Source organism: Burkholderia sp. AU45388 (genome assembly GCF_030481585.1).
GTDB classification, from domain to species: domain Bacteria; phylum Pseudomonadota; class Gammaproteobacteria; order Burkholderiales; family Burkholderiaceae; genus Burkholderia; species Burkholderia sola.
The window spans coordinates 57,529-73,605 of the sequence record NZ_JAUJPV010000005.1 but is presented as its reverse complement, the minus strand read 5'-3'; the positions used below and the strand labels follow the sequence as shown (position 1 = coordinate 73,605).

The window sequence follows — 16,077 nt, the reverse complement described above, 5'->3', positions numbered from 1 at the left end:
CGGCGATGAACACTATAAGCAGTGGGATGATCCGCGCATTTCTTGCGCACCAAAGGGGTAGTGGGAACGATCGGGGTAGCGCTTGCGACGCAGTGCCAGCGTCGTCGGTAGCGCGTTGCCTGTTTCCTGCCCGCCGCGCACGCCGCGTGCTGGCGCGGCCGTCGCTTCGCGCGGCAACCCGCCGACAGCGGTGCTCGACTTCATTCAGCGTTTCCGGATGCGGTCGGCTGTTCGTTCCGGACAGCGTGGCGCCGATTCCTCTTCAACCGTGCAGCGCCGTTTCGATCGCGCCGGGCCAGCCCCGGCGTGGGGCGGACTAGATCGAACGCGCGTAGGCCGGATTGTCCGGAAGGACTTTCTTCGTCAGCTCAGGGAGCAGACATGTTGTCTGGCTGCAATGCAGGCCCGTTATCGCCCGGATGAAGGGTGCGTGTCGAGCGGGCACTGCATTTTGCGGTAGTCAATACAATCGCCAATTTTCAATTCCGGAAACGGGCGCCAGTGCGGCATTCGTTTTCGACGGGGCATTGAAAAATAGCGAGCCGAAAAAGGCGTGCGTGTCATTTCGGTTAATTGAATCAAGGTGTTTTTGAGATCTTCTCAATGATCTTAAAAATAATAGAAAACACCTACTCTGAAATTTTGGACAACGTAAAAACATAAAACTAGACTTCGGCTTGGCAAAAAATAATGTTGCCGATTTGTGATCGCAGATTTGCGAGATGGCAATTGTTTATTGATTTGATAGTGATCCTTATTTTCAAGGATTGCTTGTGGCTGGAAGGTCGATGGCGTGCGATCTTCCGTGCTCATTCTCTCCACGCCGTTAGGAGTCCACCATGAAGAAGCTTCTGATTGCAGCAGCAGTTCTGGCGGTTTCGGGTGCAGCGTTTGCCGGCAGCGGCACGGTGTCGACCAGCAACTCGTCGAGCGGCGGCCAGACGATGGCCGGGGTCACCGGGTTCGGTCACTTCTCCGCGACCGATTCGGGTGCGGCGCTCGGCGCAGCCGGCGCAATGGCTGGCGGCGGCGGCAGCGGTTCGATCTCGTACACGAACCACACCCAAACGTCGACGGTCGGTGGCTTCGGCTTCGGCGGTGCGCAGGCTGGCGGCAGCAGCGGCGCGAATGCCGGCTCGACCGGCTGGACGTATCACCACTAAGCCGCGACGCGTAGCGTTCGTCATTGGCTGGCGGGTCGGATGCCGGGCCTTGCCCCATGCGGGCAGGCCCGGCTCCGCCACCGTCGAACTTCCTCACGGCAAGGAATTGCTATGAAAGCCAAAGTCATATTAGCGACAGCGCTCACCGTCCTATCGTCGGCCGTATTGGCAGCAGGTTCGTTCACGACCAACCAGACGCAATCCGTCGCAGCGGGTGTGTCCGGTTCGGTACTGGTCGGGTCCGGCAGCTATACGAGCAATTCGACATCGACGGCTGGTGCGAGCGCTGGAAGTACCGTGACACCCGCCGGTTCCGTCGGCACGGCGTCCGCCAACCACAACTCGACCTCGACGGCCAGCGGTTTCGGCACGAACGGGGGCGCGTTTGCGGCAGGCGGCGGTATCGGTGCCGCAGGCTCGTACGGCGGAAACAGCAAAACGAACGAGAACGCAAACGCACTGTCGGGAGGGGTGACCGCCACGATCGTACTCGGCGCGAACCACTACACGGCCACGGGCGCGAACGACAACGGCAATGCCAACGCGGGTGCCGCGGGGTGGACGGGCGGGGGCGGATCGGGCGCGATCACCGGCTCGAATCACACCAACGCGTCGACCGCGTGGAGTACCGGTCCGGCCGGTTCGCCGTCCGCGTCGGGCGGAAGCCAGAGCAGTTCGAGCGCGACCGGGAGCAGTCATTAGTCAGGGGTGGGGGGCCAGTTTCCCAGCGACGCTGGTCTCTTTTTCCGCCTTGTTGTCACGTAAGGAGTTGGCATGAAGCAGAACCTGATTGCCGCCGCTCTGATGCTCGCGTCACTGACGGCATATGGCGCCGACCGTGCTGCCGATGGTGGGCAATCGACTATGCAGACGTCAAACAACCCTGCTCAGACAACCAAACCGTCAGAACAACAGTCGCTTTCGTCGGGCAGTGCCATCGGCGCACCGGGCACCCAGCAGCAGGGCATGCCGGATGGCCCGTGGTCCCAGCTGGGTAGCGGCTGGAAGCAGTTCGGGGAAGCAGCAAAAACTGAAGTCATTCAGGGGAAGTAGCACGGTTGCCTGGGTAGGAGGTCCAACCTCGTCCGGAGAGTGAAATGAACAGCAACAGGATCAAGGTGGCATGCGCGGCGATGTTCGCGATGTCCGCAATCGGTGCCCAGGCGCAAACTGCCGACTCGACTTCGAGCGCGCAATCCTCGACGTCGTCGACGGCGGTCAGCCAGGGCGGCGGCTCGAGCATGAACACGAACACCACGAGTTCGCGCGGCGGTAATGCAACGAGCAGCAGCGGGGTGCGCGGCAGCGGCAATTCGAGCGTGAACGTCAACGTGACGATGCCGTCCGGCACGGCCGGCGGCAACGTGACGCCGCAGAGCGTGAACTCGCTGCAGTCGTCCGGCGCGCCCGGCACCAACCCGTACAACACCCAGATTTCGGAAAACGTCAACTACTCGGGCACGCAGACGATCAAGACGAACCCGTCGATCCAGGCGCCGGGCCTCACGACCACGCTGTCCGATACCTGCATGGGCTCGGTGAGCGTCGGCGTGTCGTTCCCGGGGTTCGGCGCGACGGGCGGCACGACGCTGGTCGACCAGGCCTGCGTGCGGCGTCTCGATGCGCGTGAATTCCGTGCGATGGGCCTGACCGACGTGGCGCTCGCGCTGCTGTGCCAGAGCGACGCGAACCGGCGCGCGGTGGAAGCGACCGGGCACCTGTGCCCGGGCACGACCGTACCGCTCGCGCGTTCGAACGTGGCGCCCAGCGTCGAAGCGACCGTCGCGGACGACATCAAGTATCGCGATCCGATCGTGCGCAACCGGATGGGCCTGCCGCCGCTCGGCTCGGCCGCGCCGGTACCCGCGCCCGCGGCGACGCGCCCGATCGAGACGGCGTCGATGCGCGCTGCGCCGGTTTCGGTGCCGGTGCCGGCGATGGCGCCTGTCGCCGCCGCTCCGGCCGTTGCGACGCAGGCTGTTGCCGCAGCGGCCCCCGCTGTTGCAGCGCCGACGGTTGCCGCTGCAGTCCCGGCAGCCGCGGCACCTGCGGCTGCTACCACGCCCGTCGCGCCTGTTGCGGCCGCCGCCGCGCCCGCCGCATCTGTCGTGCCGGCCGTGCCGGCTGCCGCGGTCATCGCCGCGCCGGCTGTGGCCGACAAGGCATCGCCAGCGCCTGCCGCACCGGTTGCCGAGACGAAGGCGCCGGAGCCCGCGCAACCGGTCGCCGAGAAGGTGCCCGAGCCAGCGCCGGCTGTCGCCGACAAGGCCCCCGAGCCTTTACCGGCCGTCGCCGACAAGGCCCCCGAGCCCACCCCGGCCGTCGCCGGCAACGCATCGGAGCCGATGCCTGCCGCGACCGACGCCGCGCAGGCCGCGGGCGAACCGGTGGCCGAACCGATGCCGGCGGCCGCCGTCGTTGCGGCGCCTGCCGCTGACGCGAAGGCTACCGAGCCGGCGCCGCAGGCAATCGCCGAAGCGCCTGCTCCGGAAGCCGCGCAGCCTGCCGTCGCCGCGGCGCCCGCCGACATGCCGGCAGCCGCTTCTACCGTGCCGGACGCAGTCGAAACTGCTGGCACAGCGGCTGCGCATGCCGCCGGCATGCCTGCATTGACCGATCCCGCGCAAGCGTTGCCGCCCGCCACGGTCGAACAGCAGGCCGCACCGGCTGCGCCGCTCGCGCCGGCGCCGACCGTCATCTCGACGAGTACCTCGTCGTGAGCATGCGGGCCGGCCTGCCGTGCGACCGGCGCGCCGATCGCACGGCAGGCGTTCGGCCCGTTGCCCGATCGTCTTTTCCGGTTTGACGGGTGTTGTTCCGATCCCCGAGGTCAACACCTCTTTTTGCGTGACGAGGATGCAGGGAGGCCTCAATCATGAGGATCTTTTGGGTCGCTTTGCTGCTGGCCAGCGTGCAAGCCGCTGCGCAGTCGGTTTTCCAGAATCCAGCGGTCTTCGTCATCCTGAACGAGCAGACGCTCGCGAACGCCGCGAGCGTCCAGCAGGCGCTGTCGACGCTCGGCCGTCCCGACAACACGGCGTGCGCGCCGATGATGATGATCGGCGACCCGCAGATGGTCTACATGATGCCGGAGGCGGGCCACGCGCCGTCGTGGCAATCGCCGGTGTACGGCCGCGGTGCGCCGTTCGACGCGCGGAACGGGCCGAAGTCCACCGGCAAGACGGTCGGCGCGATGCAGCACGCCGAGGACATGCAGACGCAACCGTGGAGCGACGGCGGCGCGATCACGCAGAAGATCGCGGGCGAGTCGAACGTCACGGCGGCGGACCGGGTGAACGAATGGCGGCACACCGGGCTCGACAGGATCGAGACGGCCCGCGCGTCGGACGTGACGGTGAACGGCAAGACCTACCGCGCCTATCGCGACGATCTCAACGGCCAGGCGCAACCCGTCGTCGAGCCGCAGATCTACACGCAGCGCGTCGTGTTCTGCCGATGACGCATCGATTCGAGGACGGAGCGGCGTCGCGCCGCGGGATGGCGAGCCCGCGACGCGCGATCGGGAAACGGCCGCTCCGATACACAACCTTATGCGGCGAGGCGATCGTGAACCATTGCTGTCAGCTCGGCATGTCGGTCCTGCAGGATGTAGAACGGGCGTTGAGCACGCTGCCGTTCATCGCGGTCCGGCGCGACCCTGCCGCGTCGTCGCGGCCGCTCGTCTACCTGTCGCGGCAACACGATGCCGCGCTCGTCGATGTGCTCGCGTCGCGCGGCTGGGACGTGCGGCGCGCCAAAACCGTTGCGGACGCGCTGAATCTCGTCAAGGCGAACCGTCCGCACGCGGGCATCGTCGACTTCGCCGGTTTCGCGGCGCCGGACGTCGCGTCGTTCGAGACGCTGCTGCGCGACCCGCGCGTCGGCTGGGTCGCGCTCGCCGACGGCGAGCGGCTGCGCAACGTCACGATCGCGCGCCTGATCCGCCGCTGCTGCTTCGACTACGTGCGCAATGCGGCGGCCTACACGACGATCGGCTATCTCGTCGGCCATGCATACGGGATGCTGAATCTCGCGGACGGCGACCCGGCCGCGGAGGCGCCGCCGCCCGACGGCGCGATGATCGGCGCGTGCGACGCGATGCGCCGGCTGTTCGCGACGATCCGCAAGGTCGCGAACACCGAGGCGAGCGTGTTCATTGCCGGCGAATCCGGCACCGGCAAGGAGCTGACGGCGGCGGCGATCCACCGGCAGTCGTCGCGTGCCGACGCACCGTTCGTCGCCGTGAACTGCGCGGCCATCCCGGCGACGCTGCTGCAATCCGAATTGTTCGGGCACGAGCGCGGGGCGTTTACCGGCGCGCACCAGCGCTTGATCGGCCGCATCGAGGCCGCGCACGGCGGCACGCTGTTTCTCGACGAAATCGGCGACATGCCGTTCGAGAGCCAGGCGAGCCTGCTGCGGTTCCTGCAGGAGGGCACCATCGAGCGGCTCGGCGGCCACGCGTCGATTCCGGTGGACGTGCGGATCGTGTCGGCGACCCACGTCGATCTCGAGGCCGCGATGCAGGCCGGGCGATTCCGCGCCGACCTGTACTACCGCCTGTGCGTGCTGCGTATCGACGAGCCGCCGCTGCGCATGCGCGGCCGCGACATCATGCTGCTCGCCGATCACGTGCTGCGGCGCTATCGCGGCGACGGCTCGTACCGGATTCGCGGCTTCACGCCGTGCGCGATCGCGGCGATCCACAACTATCCGTGGCCGGGCAACGTGCGCGAGCTGATCAACCGGATCCGCTTCGCGGTCGTGATGACGAACGGCCCGCTGATCTCGGCCGCCGATCTCGAGCTGCGCCCGTACACGTCGCTGCGGCCGCCGACGCTCGCGCAGACGCGCCGGCAGGCCGAGCGGCACGCGATCGAGGAAACGCTGCTGCGTCACCGCCACCAGCATGCGGACGCCGCATCGGAGCTCGGCGTCTCGCGCGCGACGCTGTACCGGCTGATGAACGCGCACGGGCTGCATGGCTGACGCGCCGCGGCGCGCGACCGCTCAAGACCTCGCGGCGGCAGCCGTTAAAACACCCAACGGCCCCGGCCGGCGCGCGCGGCGATCCGCGCGCAACCGGCACGCGGCGCATCACGTTTATCCGAGGTCATCGTGGCAGAGTGCAATCACTGCGGCAGGACGTTCCTGGTCGGCGGGCAGACGATCGACGGCCGCCGCTATTGCAGCCCGGCATGCGCGCGGGCGCATCCGGTCGTCGTCGAGGCCGAACGGGTGCCCGAGGCGAAGGTGCGGCAGTACGTCGACGACTGGCGCTACGGGCCCTGCCCGATCTGCCTGCGCGAAGGGCAGCCGGTCGACGTCCACGCGTCGCATCGCGTCGTGTCGCTCGTGTTCGTCACGCGCTGGGCGACGCGGCGCCACGTGTGCTGCCGCCGGTGCGGCCGCAGAAAGCAGGCGGTCGCGCTGCTCGCATCGGCCACGCTTGGCTGGTGGGGGCTGCCGTGGGGCATCGTGCTGACGCCGATCCAGCTCGCGCGCAACCTGCTGGGCCTGGCCGCGCGCGACGCCGAGGCCGCGACGCCGCAGTTCGAGGCGTTCGTGCGGCGCAAGCTGGCCGCCCGGCGGCTCGCGCGCGCGGAGCGGGGCGCCGGCGCCTGACGCTTCGTCGCAATCCTCGCGCTCGGCCCTGCTGGCGGCCAGCGCAAGCCGTTATTACCGTTATTAGCATGAACAGCCCTATGCCGGCCGGTCGAAGCCCGATGCGACCCAGCGTTCGGCGCTGGCCTTGTTGAGCTTGAACCCGGCCGACACCTTCGCTTCGGCCAGCAGCTCGCCATACGGGTCGAACGCCTTGAGCTGCGCATACGGCTCGAACTCGTCCGGCACGATGTCGAGCGTCACCGACACATCCTGCCCGGCTTCGTCCTGCACCGTCACTTCCTTGTGCAGTAGCGCGCGCCGCTGCTGTTCGTGCCGCATCAGCACTTCGGTCGCGGTTTTCACGAGCGTGCGGAACGCGTTCGCGTCCATCGGCTTCGGGTTCTTCTTGTCGCGGCCCATGGTCCACGGCCCGACGAGCGCGGGCTCGGACTCGCCGTCCTTGACCATCTCGACGGCCCAGCCGTCGTCGTCTTCGTTCTTGATGATGCGGGCCGTCCAGCCGTTGTCGCGCCAGAGGCCGTCTTCGTGGTGGGTGGTGTCGTCGGATTGCAGGTCGGAATCGGTCATGAGGAAAGCGGGGAGATCGGGCAAGCCGGCGAAGGGGCGGTGGCGCGCGGCCGGCATCGGCGCGTCGCTCGCCGCCGGCGAGCCCGGGGTGGCATGCAAACGCGCAATTTTACCTGCTGGCCGGCCGTGCGGCGCGCACCATCGGCCATCGGGCCGATGCCGCGACGGTCGAGCGCCGGCCGCCGGGCGTCGAGCCGGGGCAAATATCAAACCCGTATTACGTCTTCTGCAGCCAATTCGTACGCCGTCCGATATCGCGCGCGGGCAGACCTTCATAGAATCGACATTCGGGCTAAAAATAGCCTGAATGTCCTTTCAACGCCCAACCGGTCGCGTGCGTGTCGCGTGGCGCGGCCGGTGAACCACCAGGAATTGCGCATGAGGAAATTCAATGTTCGCATCGTCGTCGCGTACGACTGGCCGTTGACGCTGGCCGGTATCGAGCAGATCGCAGGCGGCGCCTGCGCGATCGAGCTCGCCGCGGTCTACCGGAGCACGGCCGAACTGATCGCGTCGCTCGGCGGCGTCGACTGCGACGTCGTGCTGGTCGACTATGCGATTCGCGGCGACGAGCAGATGGACGGCCTTGCGCTGTTCGACTGGCTGCGCCGCACGCGGCCGAACGTCGGGATCGTCGCGCTGGTCGCCAACGAGAACCCGCTGATCTTCCGGTCGATCCTCGCGATCGGCGGCGTGAGCGTCGTCAGCAAGCTCGACGAGGTCGGCCATATCGTCACGGCGATCCATTCGAGCTACAGCGGCGCGACCTACCTGTCGCCGTCCGTCCGCCGCGCGGTCGATGCGCTCGGCGCGCACGGCGACGCGCCGGTGAAGCTGTCGGCGCGCGAAATCGAGGTGATTCGCCTGTATCTGTCGGGCGTGCCGATCAAGACGATCGCGCAGCGCCTGAGCAAGGGCAAGCAGACGGTCAGTGCGCAGAAGATCAGCGCGATGAAGAAGCTCGGCGCGAGCAACGACGTCGAGCTGATCCAGCGCGCGGCGGGGCTGGGGCTCGGGAGCGGCGAGGCCGCGCTGCGGGCGGGCAGCGCGGCGTGAGTGCGGGGCGGGGGGCTTGCCGTCAGGCCGGCAACGCGAACCGCGTCACCGCGTCGCGCAGCGCCTCGGCCTGATCGCGCAGCGAATGCGCGGCGGCCGCCGCCTGTTCGACGAGTGCCGCGTTCTGCTGCGTGACCTGATCCATCTCGCCCACCGCGCGGTTGACCTGCTCGATCCCGGCGCTCTGCTCGCGCGATGCGTGGCTGATTTCGTCGAGGATCTCGTTCACGCGCCGCACCGACTGCACGATCTCGGCCATCGTCTCGCCCGCGTGCGTGACGAGCGTCGCGCCGTGCTGGACCGTCTCGTTCGACGACACGATCAGCGATTTGATCTCCTTGGCCGCCGTCGCCGAGCGTTGCGCGAGCGACCGCACTTCGGCCGCGACCACCGCGAAGCCGCGGCCCTGTTCGCCCGCCCGTGCCGCTTCGACGGCCGCGTTCAGCGCGAGGATGTTGGTCTGGAACGCGATCCCGTCGATCACGCCGATGATGTCGCCGATCTTGTGCGAGCGGTCGGTGATCTCGTTCATCGTGCGCACGACGTCGTCGACCACTTCGCTGCCGCGCGTCGCGACCTGCGCGGCCTGGCCGGCGAGCGACGCGGCCTGCGCGGCGCTGTCCGCGTTCTGCTTCACGTTCGCGGTCATCTCGTCCATGCTCGACGCGGTCTGCACGAGCGCGGCCGCCTGTTCCTCGGTGCGCTGCGACAGATCGGTGTTGCCGGATGCGATCTCGCTCGCGCCGACGTTGATGTTTTCGGTGCCCGTGCGCACGCGCGACACCATGTCGATCAACCCGCCCTGCATCGTGTGCAGCGCTTGCAGCAGGCTGCCGCGGTCGTCGTGCTTCACGCTCACGCGCGCGGTCAGGTCGCCCTGCGCGATGCGCTGCGCGGCGTCGAGCGCCGTTTCGAGCTCGCCGCCGAGGCTCGCGCGGACGCTTTTCAGCACCAGCACCATCACGGCCGTCGCGATCGCGCCGAGCACGGCCGTCATCACGAGCCAGCGGCCGATGCTCGCGAGCACCGCCGAGCGCACGTCGTTCATGTACATGCCGGTCACCAGATACCAGTCCCACGGCGCGAAGCGCTGCACGGCGCTGGTCTTCTCCTGCGGCTTGTCCGCGCCCGGCTTCGGCCACAGATACTCGACGAAGCCCTTGCCGCCTTCCGCGTTGCCGGCCTTGACGATCTCGACGAACAGGTGCTTGCCGTTCGGATCGGTGAAATTCGACACGTCCTTGCCGTTGAGCTCGGTCTTGATCGGATGCATCACGATCACCGGCTTCGAATCGTTGATCGACACATAGCCGTCGGCGCCGTGGCGCATCGCGGCGATCGCCTCGAGCGCCTTCTGCTTCGCATCGGCTTCCGGCAGCGCGTTCTGCTGCGACAGCTTGTAGTAGTGATCGGCCACGCTCGTGGCCTGCGCGACCAGCGACGCAAGCTGGTCGCGGCGGTCCGCGATCATCGACGCGCGGGTCTGCCATGCGCCGAGCCCGGCGATCACGAGCAGGCCGAGCCACAGGATGACGATCATCGAGGCGAGTTTCTGATTCAGGGAGAGGTTGCGCATGGTATGAGGTCGGTCAGTCGTGGAAGCTCGCCGGAGCGGTGTGACGGGATACATGTCTTGACGGCGCGCTGTGCGTGTCGCCGTAGACGGGAAATCCCTTAGAGATAGTCATTTTCCCGCTGCCCGAGACGCGGGCGCGGGCATCTATGCATATGCATAACAGTGGCCGCTATACTGTCGGGCGATGGTTTGCGGCGCGCCCGCACGGGCGGCAGCGCGACTTCGAACGAAACCGAAAGGAGGCAACGATGCGAATTCTGGTGGTAGGAGCCGGCGCGGTCGGCGGATACTTCGGCGGCCGGCTGGCCGCGGCGGGGCGCGACGTGACATTCCTGGTGCGCGATGGCCGCGCGGCCGCGCTCGCGCGCGACGGGCTGCTGATCCGCAGCCCGCGCGGCGACCTGACACTCGCGAACGTGCAGACCGTGCGCGCGGGCGACGCGGGCGCCGGCGTCGCGCCGTTCGATCTCGTGCTGCTGAGCTGCAAGGCGTACAGCCTCGACGACGCGATTGCATCGTTCGCGCCGTTCGTTGGCCCGCGGACGCTGATCCTGCCGATGCTCAACGGAATGCGTCACGTCGACGTGCTGCGCGAGCGCTTCGACGCGTCCCAGGTGCTCGGCGGGTTGTGCGTGATCGCGGCGACACTCGATCGCGAGCAGCGCATCGTGCACCTGAACGACACGCACGGCGTGTCGTTCGGCGAACTGGCCGGCGGCGAATCGCCGCGCGTGCGCGCGGTGGCCGACGTGCTCGGCGGCGCGGGCTTCGACGCGACGCTCAGCGACGACATCGCCGCGCGGATGTGGGACAAGTGGGTGTTCCTCGCGACGCTCGCCGCGAGCACGTCGCTGTTTCGCGGGTCGATCGGCGACATTCTCGCCGCGCCGGACGGCCGCCGCCTGCTCGAGACGATGCTCGCCGAATGCAGCGCGATCGCCGAACACAACGGCCACCGGCCCGACTCGGCGGCCAGCGAGCGGATGCAGCGGATGGTGCTGACGCCGTCGCCGCTGACCGCGTCGATGCTGCGCGACGTCGAGAATCATGCGCGCGTCGAAGCCGATCACGTGATCGGCGACCTGCTCGCGCGACGCGATCCGCACGCGGCCGATACGTTGTCGCTGTTGCGGATCGCGTACAACCACCTGAAGGCATACGAGGTGCGCACGGCGCGCGAGCACGCGGCTGCGTAAGCCGGCGCGGGCGGCCGGAGCCGGCGGCCGTCCGCACCGTTCCGCGCTGCAACAAATTTGCCGGCCTGCGCCATTTCCGCGCATGGGCGGCAAAAAAGTATCGGAAATCAGGCGTAAAGTTGGTGGAGCCGCGTGCTCGATCGACCTACATTGCTTCCCATGCGACCGGTCGCGGTGCCGCGCGAGACACGCGAATCACGCGGCGCCTGCGCGCACAGCCGAACAGGCCGGCCAGCGAATCATGGGAATGGAGACGCCAACATGATGCACCCCGATCTCGAAGTGGTCGACGTGCGACGCGACGAGTCGTTCAAGGTCTGGTCGCACGGCTATCCGTATCGCACGATCCGCTGGCATTTCCATCCCGAGTTCGAACTGCACCTGATCGTCGCGACGCACGGCAAGTACTTCGTCGGCGATCACATCGGCTCGTTCGGCCCCGGCCATCTCGTGCTGCTCGGCCCGAACCTGCCGCACAACTGGGTCAGCGACATGGCCGAAGGCGAAACCGTCGAGCGCCGCAATCTCGTGATCCAGTTCGATCCGTCGTTCGTGCGCCGCTGCATGGATGCGTTTCCCGAATGCCGCGATGCGCAGGCGCTGCTCGACGACGCGCGGCGTGGCGTCGGCTTCGACGCCGCGACGAGCGCCGCGATCGCACCATTGTTCGACGAACTGTTGAGCGCGCGCGGGATGCGCCGCATCGCGCTGTTCATGACGATCCTCGAGCGCCTGTGCGATGCGGCCGAGCGCACGCTGCTCGCGAGCCCCGCGTACGACCAGGCCGATGTCACGCCGACGCGCCTGAGCCACGCGCTGTCGTATATCGGCAAGAACCTCGCGTCCGAGATGCGCGAATCCGATCTCGCGCAACTGACCGGCCAGAGCGTCAGCGCGTTCTCGCGCGCGTTCCATCGCCATACGGGCATGCCGTTCGTCCAGTACGTGAATCGTCTGCGGATTGAATCCGCCTGCCAGATGCTGCTCGCCGACGACGCAAGCATCACCGACATCTGCTTCCAGGCCGGCTTCAACAACGTGTCGAACTTCAACCGCCAGTTCCGCGCGGTGAAGGGGATGGCGCCGTCCGAATTCCGTGCGCTGCAACGCCTGAACGCGCGCAGCCGCGAGCTGGCGCTGCATGCGGCGCCGACCGGTAACCCGCTGCCGCCGCGCGTGCTGACGCCCGGTGCGCCCGAACTCATGCCGCAGCCCGGATGATCGCCGGGCCGCCGCCCGCCCGAGTTTCCCCTCGCCGTTTTACCCGCCGATCGCGTCGCTCACGTCGCGAGGGGCGCATTCACCCACGAAAAAGCCGCACACAATTCTGGAGACACCGTCATGACGCACGCATCGCCCGCTTCATCCCCCCGTCGCGCCGCCCGCCTGGCGGCCGTTGCCGCGCTCGCCGTCGCGGCGCTGTTGCCCGCCGTCGCGCACGCCGCGCCGCTGCGGATCGGCATGACGTTCCAGGAACTGAACAATCCGTATTTCGTGACGATGCAGAAGGCGCTGAACGACGCGGCCGCGTCGATCGGCGCGCAGGTCGTCGTCACCGACGCGCATCACGACGTCAGCAAGCAGGTGAGCGACGTCGAGGACATGCTGCAGAAGAAGATCGACATCCTGCTCGTGAACCCGACCGATTCGACCGGCATCCAGTCGGCGATCACGCAGGCGAAGAAGGCCGGCGCGGTGGTCGTCGCCGTCGATGCGAACGCGAACGGCCCGGTCGATTCGTTCGTCGGCTCGAAGAATTACGACGCGGGCGTGATGTCGTGCGAATACCTCGCGAAGGCGATCGGCGGCAGCGGCGAGGTCGCGATCCTCGACGGCATTCCGGTCGTGCCGATTCTCGAACGCGTGCGCGGCTGCAAGGCCGGGCTCGCGAAATTCCCGAACGTGAAGCTCGTCGATACGCAGAACGGCAAGCAGGAGCGCGCGACCGCGCTGTCGGTCACCGAAAACATGATCTCCGCGCATCCGAACCTGAAGGGCCTCTTCAGCGTGAACGACGGCGGCTCGATGGGCGCGCTCGCCGCGATCGAGGGTTCCGGCAAGGACATCAAGCTGACGAGCGTCGACGGCGCGCCCGAGGCGATCGCCGCGATTCAGAAGCCGAACTCGAAGTTCATCGAGACGACCGCGCAGTTCCCGGCCGACCAGGTGCGCATCGCGCTCGGCATCGCGATCGCGCGCAAGTGGGGCGCGACGGTGCCGAAGGCGATTCCCGTCGACGTGAAGGTCGTCGATCGCGGCAACGCGAAGGGTTTCAGCTGGTGAACGACGTGCGACGCGACGCGAAGGGCGGCGGCGCGGCCCGCGCCCTTCGCACGGAGAAGCCGATGGACACGATACTCAGGCTCAGCCACATCACGAAAAGCTTTCCCGGCGTGAAGGCGCTGTCCGACATTCATCTGGAGATCGCGCGCGGCGAGATTCATGCGCTGCTCGGCGAGAACGGCGCGGGCAAGTCGACGCTGATGAAGATCCTGTGCGGCATCCACCAGCCGGATGCCGGCACGATCGAGATCGACGGCGCCGCGCGCCATTTCGCGGATTATCACGACGCGGTCGCAGCCGGCGTCGGCATCGTGTTCCAGGAGTTCAGCCTGATTCCGCACCTCGATGCCGTCGACAACCTGTTCCTCGGCCGCGAACTGCGCAACCGCTGGGGGGCGCGCGACCGCAAGCGGATGCGCGCCGCGGCGGCCGCCATCTTCGCACGGCTCGGCGTGACGATCGATCTCGATGCGCCGATCCGCACGCTGTCGGTCGCGCAGCAGCAGTTCGTCGAGATCGGCAAGGCGCTGTCGCTCGACGCGCGCATCCTGATCCTCGACGAACCGACCGCCACGCTCACGCCGGCCGAGGCCGAGCACCTGTTCGCGATCATGCGCGAGCTGAAGCGGCAGGGCGTCGCGATGATCTTCATCTCGCATCACCTCGACGAGATCTTCGCGGTGTGCGACCGCATCACGGTGCTGCGCGACGGCCAGTACGTCGCGGCGACCGAGGTCGCGCACACCGACGTCGAGCAACTGGTGCGCATGATGGTCGGCCGCCGGATCGAGAGCAGCTTTCCGCCGAAGCCGGTCGTGCCGGCCGACGCGCCGGCCGTGCTCGAAGTCGATGCGCTGCAGATCGAGCGCGACGGCCCGGTGAACCGCTTTGCGTTGCATGAAGGCGAGATCCTGGGTTTCGCGGGCCTGGTCGGCTCGGGGCGCACGGAAACCGCGCTCGCGGTGATCGGCGCGACGCGTGCGCATCGCAAGGAACTGCGCGTGCGCGGCGCGGCGGCGAGGCTCGCCGATCCGGCCGATGCGCTGCGTGCCGGTATCGGCATCCTGCCGGAAAGCCGCAAGACGGAAGGGCTCGTCACGTCGTTCTCGATTCGCGACAACATCTCGCTGAACAACCTCGGCAAGTACCGGTCGATGCGCTGGCTGATCGACCGGCGCGGCGAGGCGCGCACCACGCACGACGTGATGCGCCGCGTCGGCGTGAAGGCGCCGTCGATCCATACCGAGGTCGCGACGTTGTCCGGCGGCAACCAGCAGAAGGTCGTGATCGCGCGCTGGCTGAACCATCACACGTCGGTGCTGATCTTCGACGAGCCGACGCGCGGCATCGACGTCGGCGCGAAAGCCGACATCTACGGGCTGATGCGCGAACTTACCGCGCGCGGCTACGCCATCATCATGATCTCGTCCGAATTGCCGGAAATCGTCGGCATGTGCGATCGCGTCGCCGTGTTCCGGCAGGGCCGCATCGAGGCGACGCTCGAAGGCGACGAGATCGATCCCGACACGGTCATGACCTATGCCACGGCCGGCACGCGAGGAGCGACCCATGAACCTGCCTGATTCTTCTTCCACGCGTTCCACGACGCTCGCGGCCGCGGCCGGCGACGCGCCGCCGCCGCGCCCGATGTGGGCGCAACTGCGCCGCTCGACGCTGTTCTATCCGCTCGTCGGCCTGATCGTCGTGTGCATCGCGATGATGATCGCGAGCCCGAGCTTCCTGTCCGCGGCGAACCTGGAAAACGTGCTGCGCCAGGTCTCGATCAACGCGATCATCGCGGTCGGCATGACCTGCGTGATCCTGACGGGCGGGATCGACCTGTCGGTCGGCTCGGTGATGGCGCTGTCGGGCACGCTCGCGGCCGGGCTGATGGTCGCGGGCGTCAACGCGGTCGCCGCGCTGGCGATCGGCATCGCGGTCGGGCTCGGCTTCGGCTTCCTGAACGGCGTATTCGTCGCGTTCGCGGGGATGCCGCCGATCATCGTCACGCTCGCGACGATGGGCATCGCGCGCGGCCTCGCGCTGATCTACACGGGCGGCTATCCGATCGACGGGCTGCCCGACTGGGTCGCGTTCTTCGGCAGCGGCAAGGTGCTCGGCATCCAGGCGCCCGTGCTGATCATGCTGGCGGTCTATGCGATCGCATGGCTGCTGCTCGACCGGATGCCGTTCGGCCGCTATGTGTATGCGATCGGCGGCAACGAACAGGCGACGCGGCTCACCGGCGTGCGGGTCGCGCGCGTGAAGCTGATCGTCTACACGCTGGCCGGGCTCACGTCGGCGCTCGCCGCGATCGTGCTGACCGGGCGCCTGATGAGCGGCCAGCCGAACGCGGGCGTGGGCTTCGAGCTCGACGCGATCGCGGCCGTCGTGATGGGTGGCACGTCGATCTCCGGCGGGCGCGGCGCGATTCTCGGCACGCTGGTCGGCGCGCTGCTGCTCGGCGTGCTCAACAACGGACTGAACATGATCGGCGTGAACCCGTACGTGCAGAACGTGATCAAGGGCGGAATCATCCTGCTCGCGATCTACATCAGCCGCGAGCGATCGCGGTAACGCTTGATTCATCCGCTATCCGAATCATTCA

General features: G+C 67.8%; 17 protein-coding genes. 13 read left to right on the top strand and 4 right to left on the bottom strand.

From position 1 onward, the window contains the following. Nucleotides 1-12 precede the first annotated feature (12 nt). Entirely contained in the window at nt 13-204 is a 192-nt protein-coding gene (locus QZM72_RS11935; protein WP_301738157.1) for a hypothetical protein, read from the bottom strand. Between the two features lie 635 nt (nt 205-839). Between QZM72_RS11935 and QZM72_RS11930 the strand changes: the two genes are divergently transcribed. The 3 genes from QZM72_RS11930 (at nt 840) to QZM72_RS11920 (ending at nt 2,216) form a co-directional block, all read left to right on the top strand. Further along, nucleotides 840-1,163, top strand: a complete 324-nt coding sequence (locus tag QZM72_RS11930) for a hypothetical protein (protein ID WP_089470204.1) — start codon at nt 840-842, stop codon at nt 1,161-1,163. Between the two features lie 111 nt (nt 1,164-1,274). Then, entirely contained in the window at nt 1,275-1,865 is a 591-nt protein-coding gene (locus QZM72_RS11925; RefSeq protein ID WP_089470203.1) for a hypothetical protein, read from the top strand. Nucleotides 1,866-1,937: 72 nt separating this feature from the next. Next, the gene (locus QZM72_RS11920) at nt 1,938-2,216 is read left to right on the top strand and encodes a hypothetical protein (protein WP_301738156.1); all 279 of its coding nucleotides are present in this window, start codon (nt 1,938-1,940) and stop codon (nt 2,214-2,216) included. On the opposite strand, the gene QZM72_RS11915 is transcribed toward QZM72_RS11920, so the two are convergent. Further along, nucleotides 2,200-2,493, bottom strand: coding sequence for a hypothetical protein (locus tag QZM72_RS11915; RefSeq protein ID WP_256979757.1), 294 nt, complete (start codon nt 2,491-2,493; stop codon nt 2,200-2,202). The two genes, QZM72_RS11920 and QZM72_RS11915, sit on opposite strands and share 17 nt — an antisense overlap. Between QZM72_RS11915 and QZM72_RS11910 the strand changes: the two genes are divergently transcribed. The 4 genes from QZM72_RS11910 (at nt 2,483) to QZM72_RS11895 (ending at nt 6,788) form a co-directional block, all read left to right on the top strand. Continuing rightward, a complete protein-coding gene (locus QZM72_RS11910) occupies nt 2,483-3,883 on the top strand; it encodes a chemotaxis protein CheA (RefSeq protein WP_256979756.1) in 1,401 nt (466 codons plus the stop codon). The genes QZM72_RS11915 and QZM72_RS11910 overlap by 11 nt on opposite strands. Nucleotides 3,884-4,038: 155 nt before the next feature. Beyond that, the gene (locus QZM72_RS11905; RefSeq protein ID WP_301738155.1) at nt 4,039-4,623 is read left to right on the top strand and encodes a hypothetical protein; all 585 of its coding nucleotides are present in this window, start codon (nt 4,039-4,041) and stop codon (nt 4,621-4,623) included. 131 nt (nt 4,624-4,754) lie between these two features. Then, nucleotides 4,755-6,152 carry a sigma-54 dependent transcriptional regulator gene (locus QZM72_RS11900; protein ID WP_301738324.1) on the top strand — a complete coding sequence of 466 codons (1,398 nt, stop codon included), beginning with the start codon at nt 4,755-4,757 and terminating at the stop codon, nt 6,150-6,152. Nucleotides 6,153-6,281: 129 nt separating this feature from the next. Beyond that, nucleotides 6,282-6,788, top strand: a complete 507-nt coding sequence (locus QZM72_RS11895; RefSeq protein WP_089470613.1) for a hypothetical protein — start codon at nt 6,282-6,284, stop codon at nt 6,786-6,788. A 78-nt stretch (nt 6,789-6,866) separates the two neighbouring features. Here QZM72_RS11895 and QZM72_RS11890 read toward each other — a convergent pair whose 3' ends face one another. Continuing rightward, nucleotides 6,867-7,358: a hypothetical protein gene (locus QZM72_RS11890; RefSeq protein ID WP_301738154.1), complete on the bottom strand. Its 492-nt coding sequence runs from the start codon at nt 7,356-7,358 to the stop codon at nt 6,867-6,869. A gap of 378 nt (nt 7,359-7,736) precedes the next feature. Between QZM72_RS11890 and QZM72_RS11885 the strand changes: the two genes are divergently transcribed. Beyond that, on the top strand, nt 7,737-8,414 hold the full coding sequence (locus tag QZM72_RS11885; RefSeq protein ID WP_089470612.1) for a response regulator transcription factor: 678 nt from the start codon (nt 7,737-7,739) through the stop codon (nt 8,412-8,414). Between the two features lie 22 nt (nt 8,415-8,436). On the opposite strand, the gene QZM72_RS11880 is transcribed toward QZM72_RS11885, so the two are convergent. After that, the gene (locus QZM72_RS11880; RefSeq protein WP_089470198.1) at nt 8,437-9,990 is read right to left on the bottom strand and encodes a methyl-accepting chemotaxis protein; all 1,554 of its coding nucleotides are present in this window, start codon (nt 9,988-9,990) and stop codon (nt 8,437-8,439) included. Nucleotides 9,991-10,238: 248 nt separating this feature from the next. Here QZM72_RS11880 and panE point away from each other — a divergent pair, with 248 nt between their 5' ends. The 5 genes from panE to QZM72_RS11855 all read left to right on the top strand — a co-directional run bounded on the left by panE (nt 10,239) and on the right by QZM72_RS11855 (nt 16,046). Beyond that, nucleotides 10,239-11,186, top strand: a complete 948-nt coding sequence (panE, locus tag QZM72_RS11875) for a 2-dehydropantoate 2-reductase (protein WP_089470197.1) — start codon at nt 10,239-10,241, stop codon at nt 11,184-11,186. A 261-nt stretch (nt 11,187-11,447) separates the two neighbouring features. Continuing rightward, nucleotides 11,448-12,407: an AraC family transcriptional regulator gene (locus tag QZM72_RS11870; RefSeq protein WP_301738152.1), complete on the top strand. Its 960-nt coding sequence runs from the start codon at nt 11,448-11,450 to the stop codon at nt 12,405-12,407. A gap of 120 nt (nt 12,408-12,527) precedes the next feature. Further along, entirely contained in the window at nt 12,528-13,469 is a 942-nt protein-coding gene (locus QZM72_RS11865; RefSeq protein ID WP_301738151.1) for a substrate-binding domain-containing protein, read from the top strand. A 62-nt stretch (nt 13,470-13,531) separates the two neighbouring features. After that, a complete protein-coding gene (locus QZM72_RS11860) occupies nt 13,532-15,052 on the top strand; it encodes a sugar ABC transporter ATP-binding protein (protein ID WP_301738149.1) in 1,521 nt (506 codons plus the stop codon). Beyond that, nucleotides 15,039-16,046, top strand: a complete 1,008-nt coding sequence (locus QZM72_RS11855) for an ABC transporter permease (RefSeq protein WP_089470194.1) — start codon at nt 15,039-15,041, stop codon at nt 16,044-16,046. The genes QZM72_RS11860 and QZM72_RS11855 overlap by 14 nt, the downstream gene beginning before the upstream one ends. Nucleotides 16,047-16,077: the final 31 nt, after the last annotated feature.

Coding starts and splice junctions, on each gene's coding strand:
- QZM72_RS11925 (WP_089470203.1), top strand. CDS start 1,275: ATGAAAGCCAAAGTCATATTAGCGACAGCGCTCACCGTCCTATCGTCG.
- panE (WP_089470197.1), top strand. CDS start 10,239: ATGCGAATTCTGGTGGTAGGAGCCGGCGCGGTCGGCGGATACTTCGGC.
- QZM72_RS11855 (WP_089470194.1), top strand. CDS start 15,039: ATGAACCTGCCTGATTCTTCTTCCACGCGTTCCACGACGCTCGCGGCC.
- QZM72_RS11900 (WP_301738324.1), top strand. CDS start 4,755: ATGTCGGTCCTGCAGGATGTAGAACGGGCGTTGAGCACGCTGCCGTTC.
- QZM72_RS11920 (WP_301738156.1), top strand. CDS start 1,938: ATGAAGCAGAACCTGATTGCCGCCGCTCTGATGCTCGCGTCACTGACG.
- QZM72_RS11885 (WP_089470612.1), top strand. CDS start 7,737: ATGAGGAAATTCAATGTTCGCATCGTCGTCGCGTACGACTGGCCGTTG.
- QZM72_RS11890 (WP_301738154.1), bottom strand. CDS start 7,358: ATGACCGATTCCGACCTGCAATCCGACGACACCACCCACCACGAAGAC.
- QZM72_RS11935 (WP_301738157.1), bottom strand. CDS start 204: ATGAAGTCGAGCACCGCTGTCGGCGGGTTGCCGCGCGAAGCGACGGCC.
- QZM72_RS11870 (WP_301738152.1), top strand. CDS start 11,448: ATGATGCACCCCGATCTCGAAGTGGTCGACGTGCGACGCGACGAGTCG.
- QZM72_RS11930 (WP_089470204.1), top strand. CDS start 840: ATGAAGAAGCTTCTGATTGCAGCAGCAGTTCTGGCGGTTTCGGGTGCA.
- QZM72_RS11905 (WP_301738155.1), top strand. CDS start 4,039: ATGAGGATCTTTTGGGTCGCTTTGCTGCTGGCCAGCGTGCAAGCCGCT.
- QZM72_RS11880 (WP_089470198.1), bottom strand. CDS start 9,990: ATGCGCAACCTCTCCCTGAATCAGAAACTCGCCTCGATGATCGTCATC.
- QZM72_RS11860 (WP_301738149.1), top strand. CDS start 13,532: ATGGACACGATACTCAGGCTCAGCCACATCACGAAAAGCTTTCCCGGC.
- QZM72_RS11865 (WP_301738151.1), top strand. CDS start 12,528: ATGACGCACGCATCGCCCGCTTCATCCCCCCGTCGCGCCGCCCGCCTG.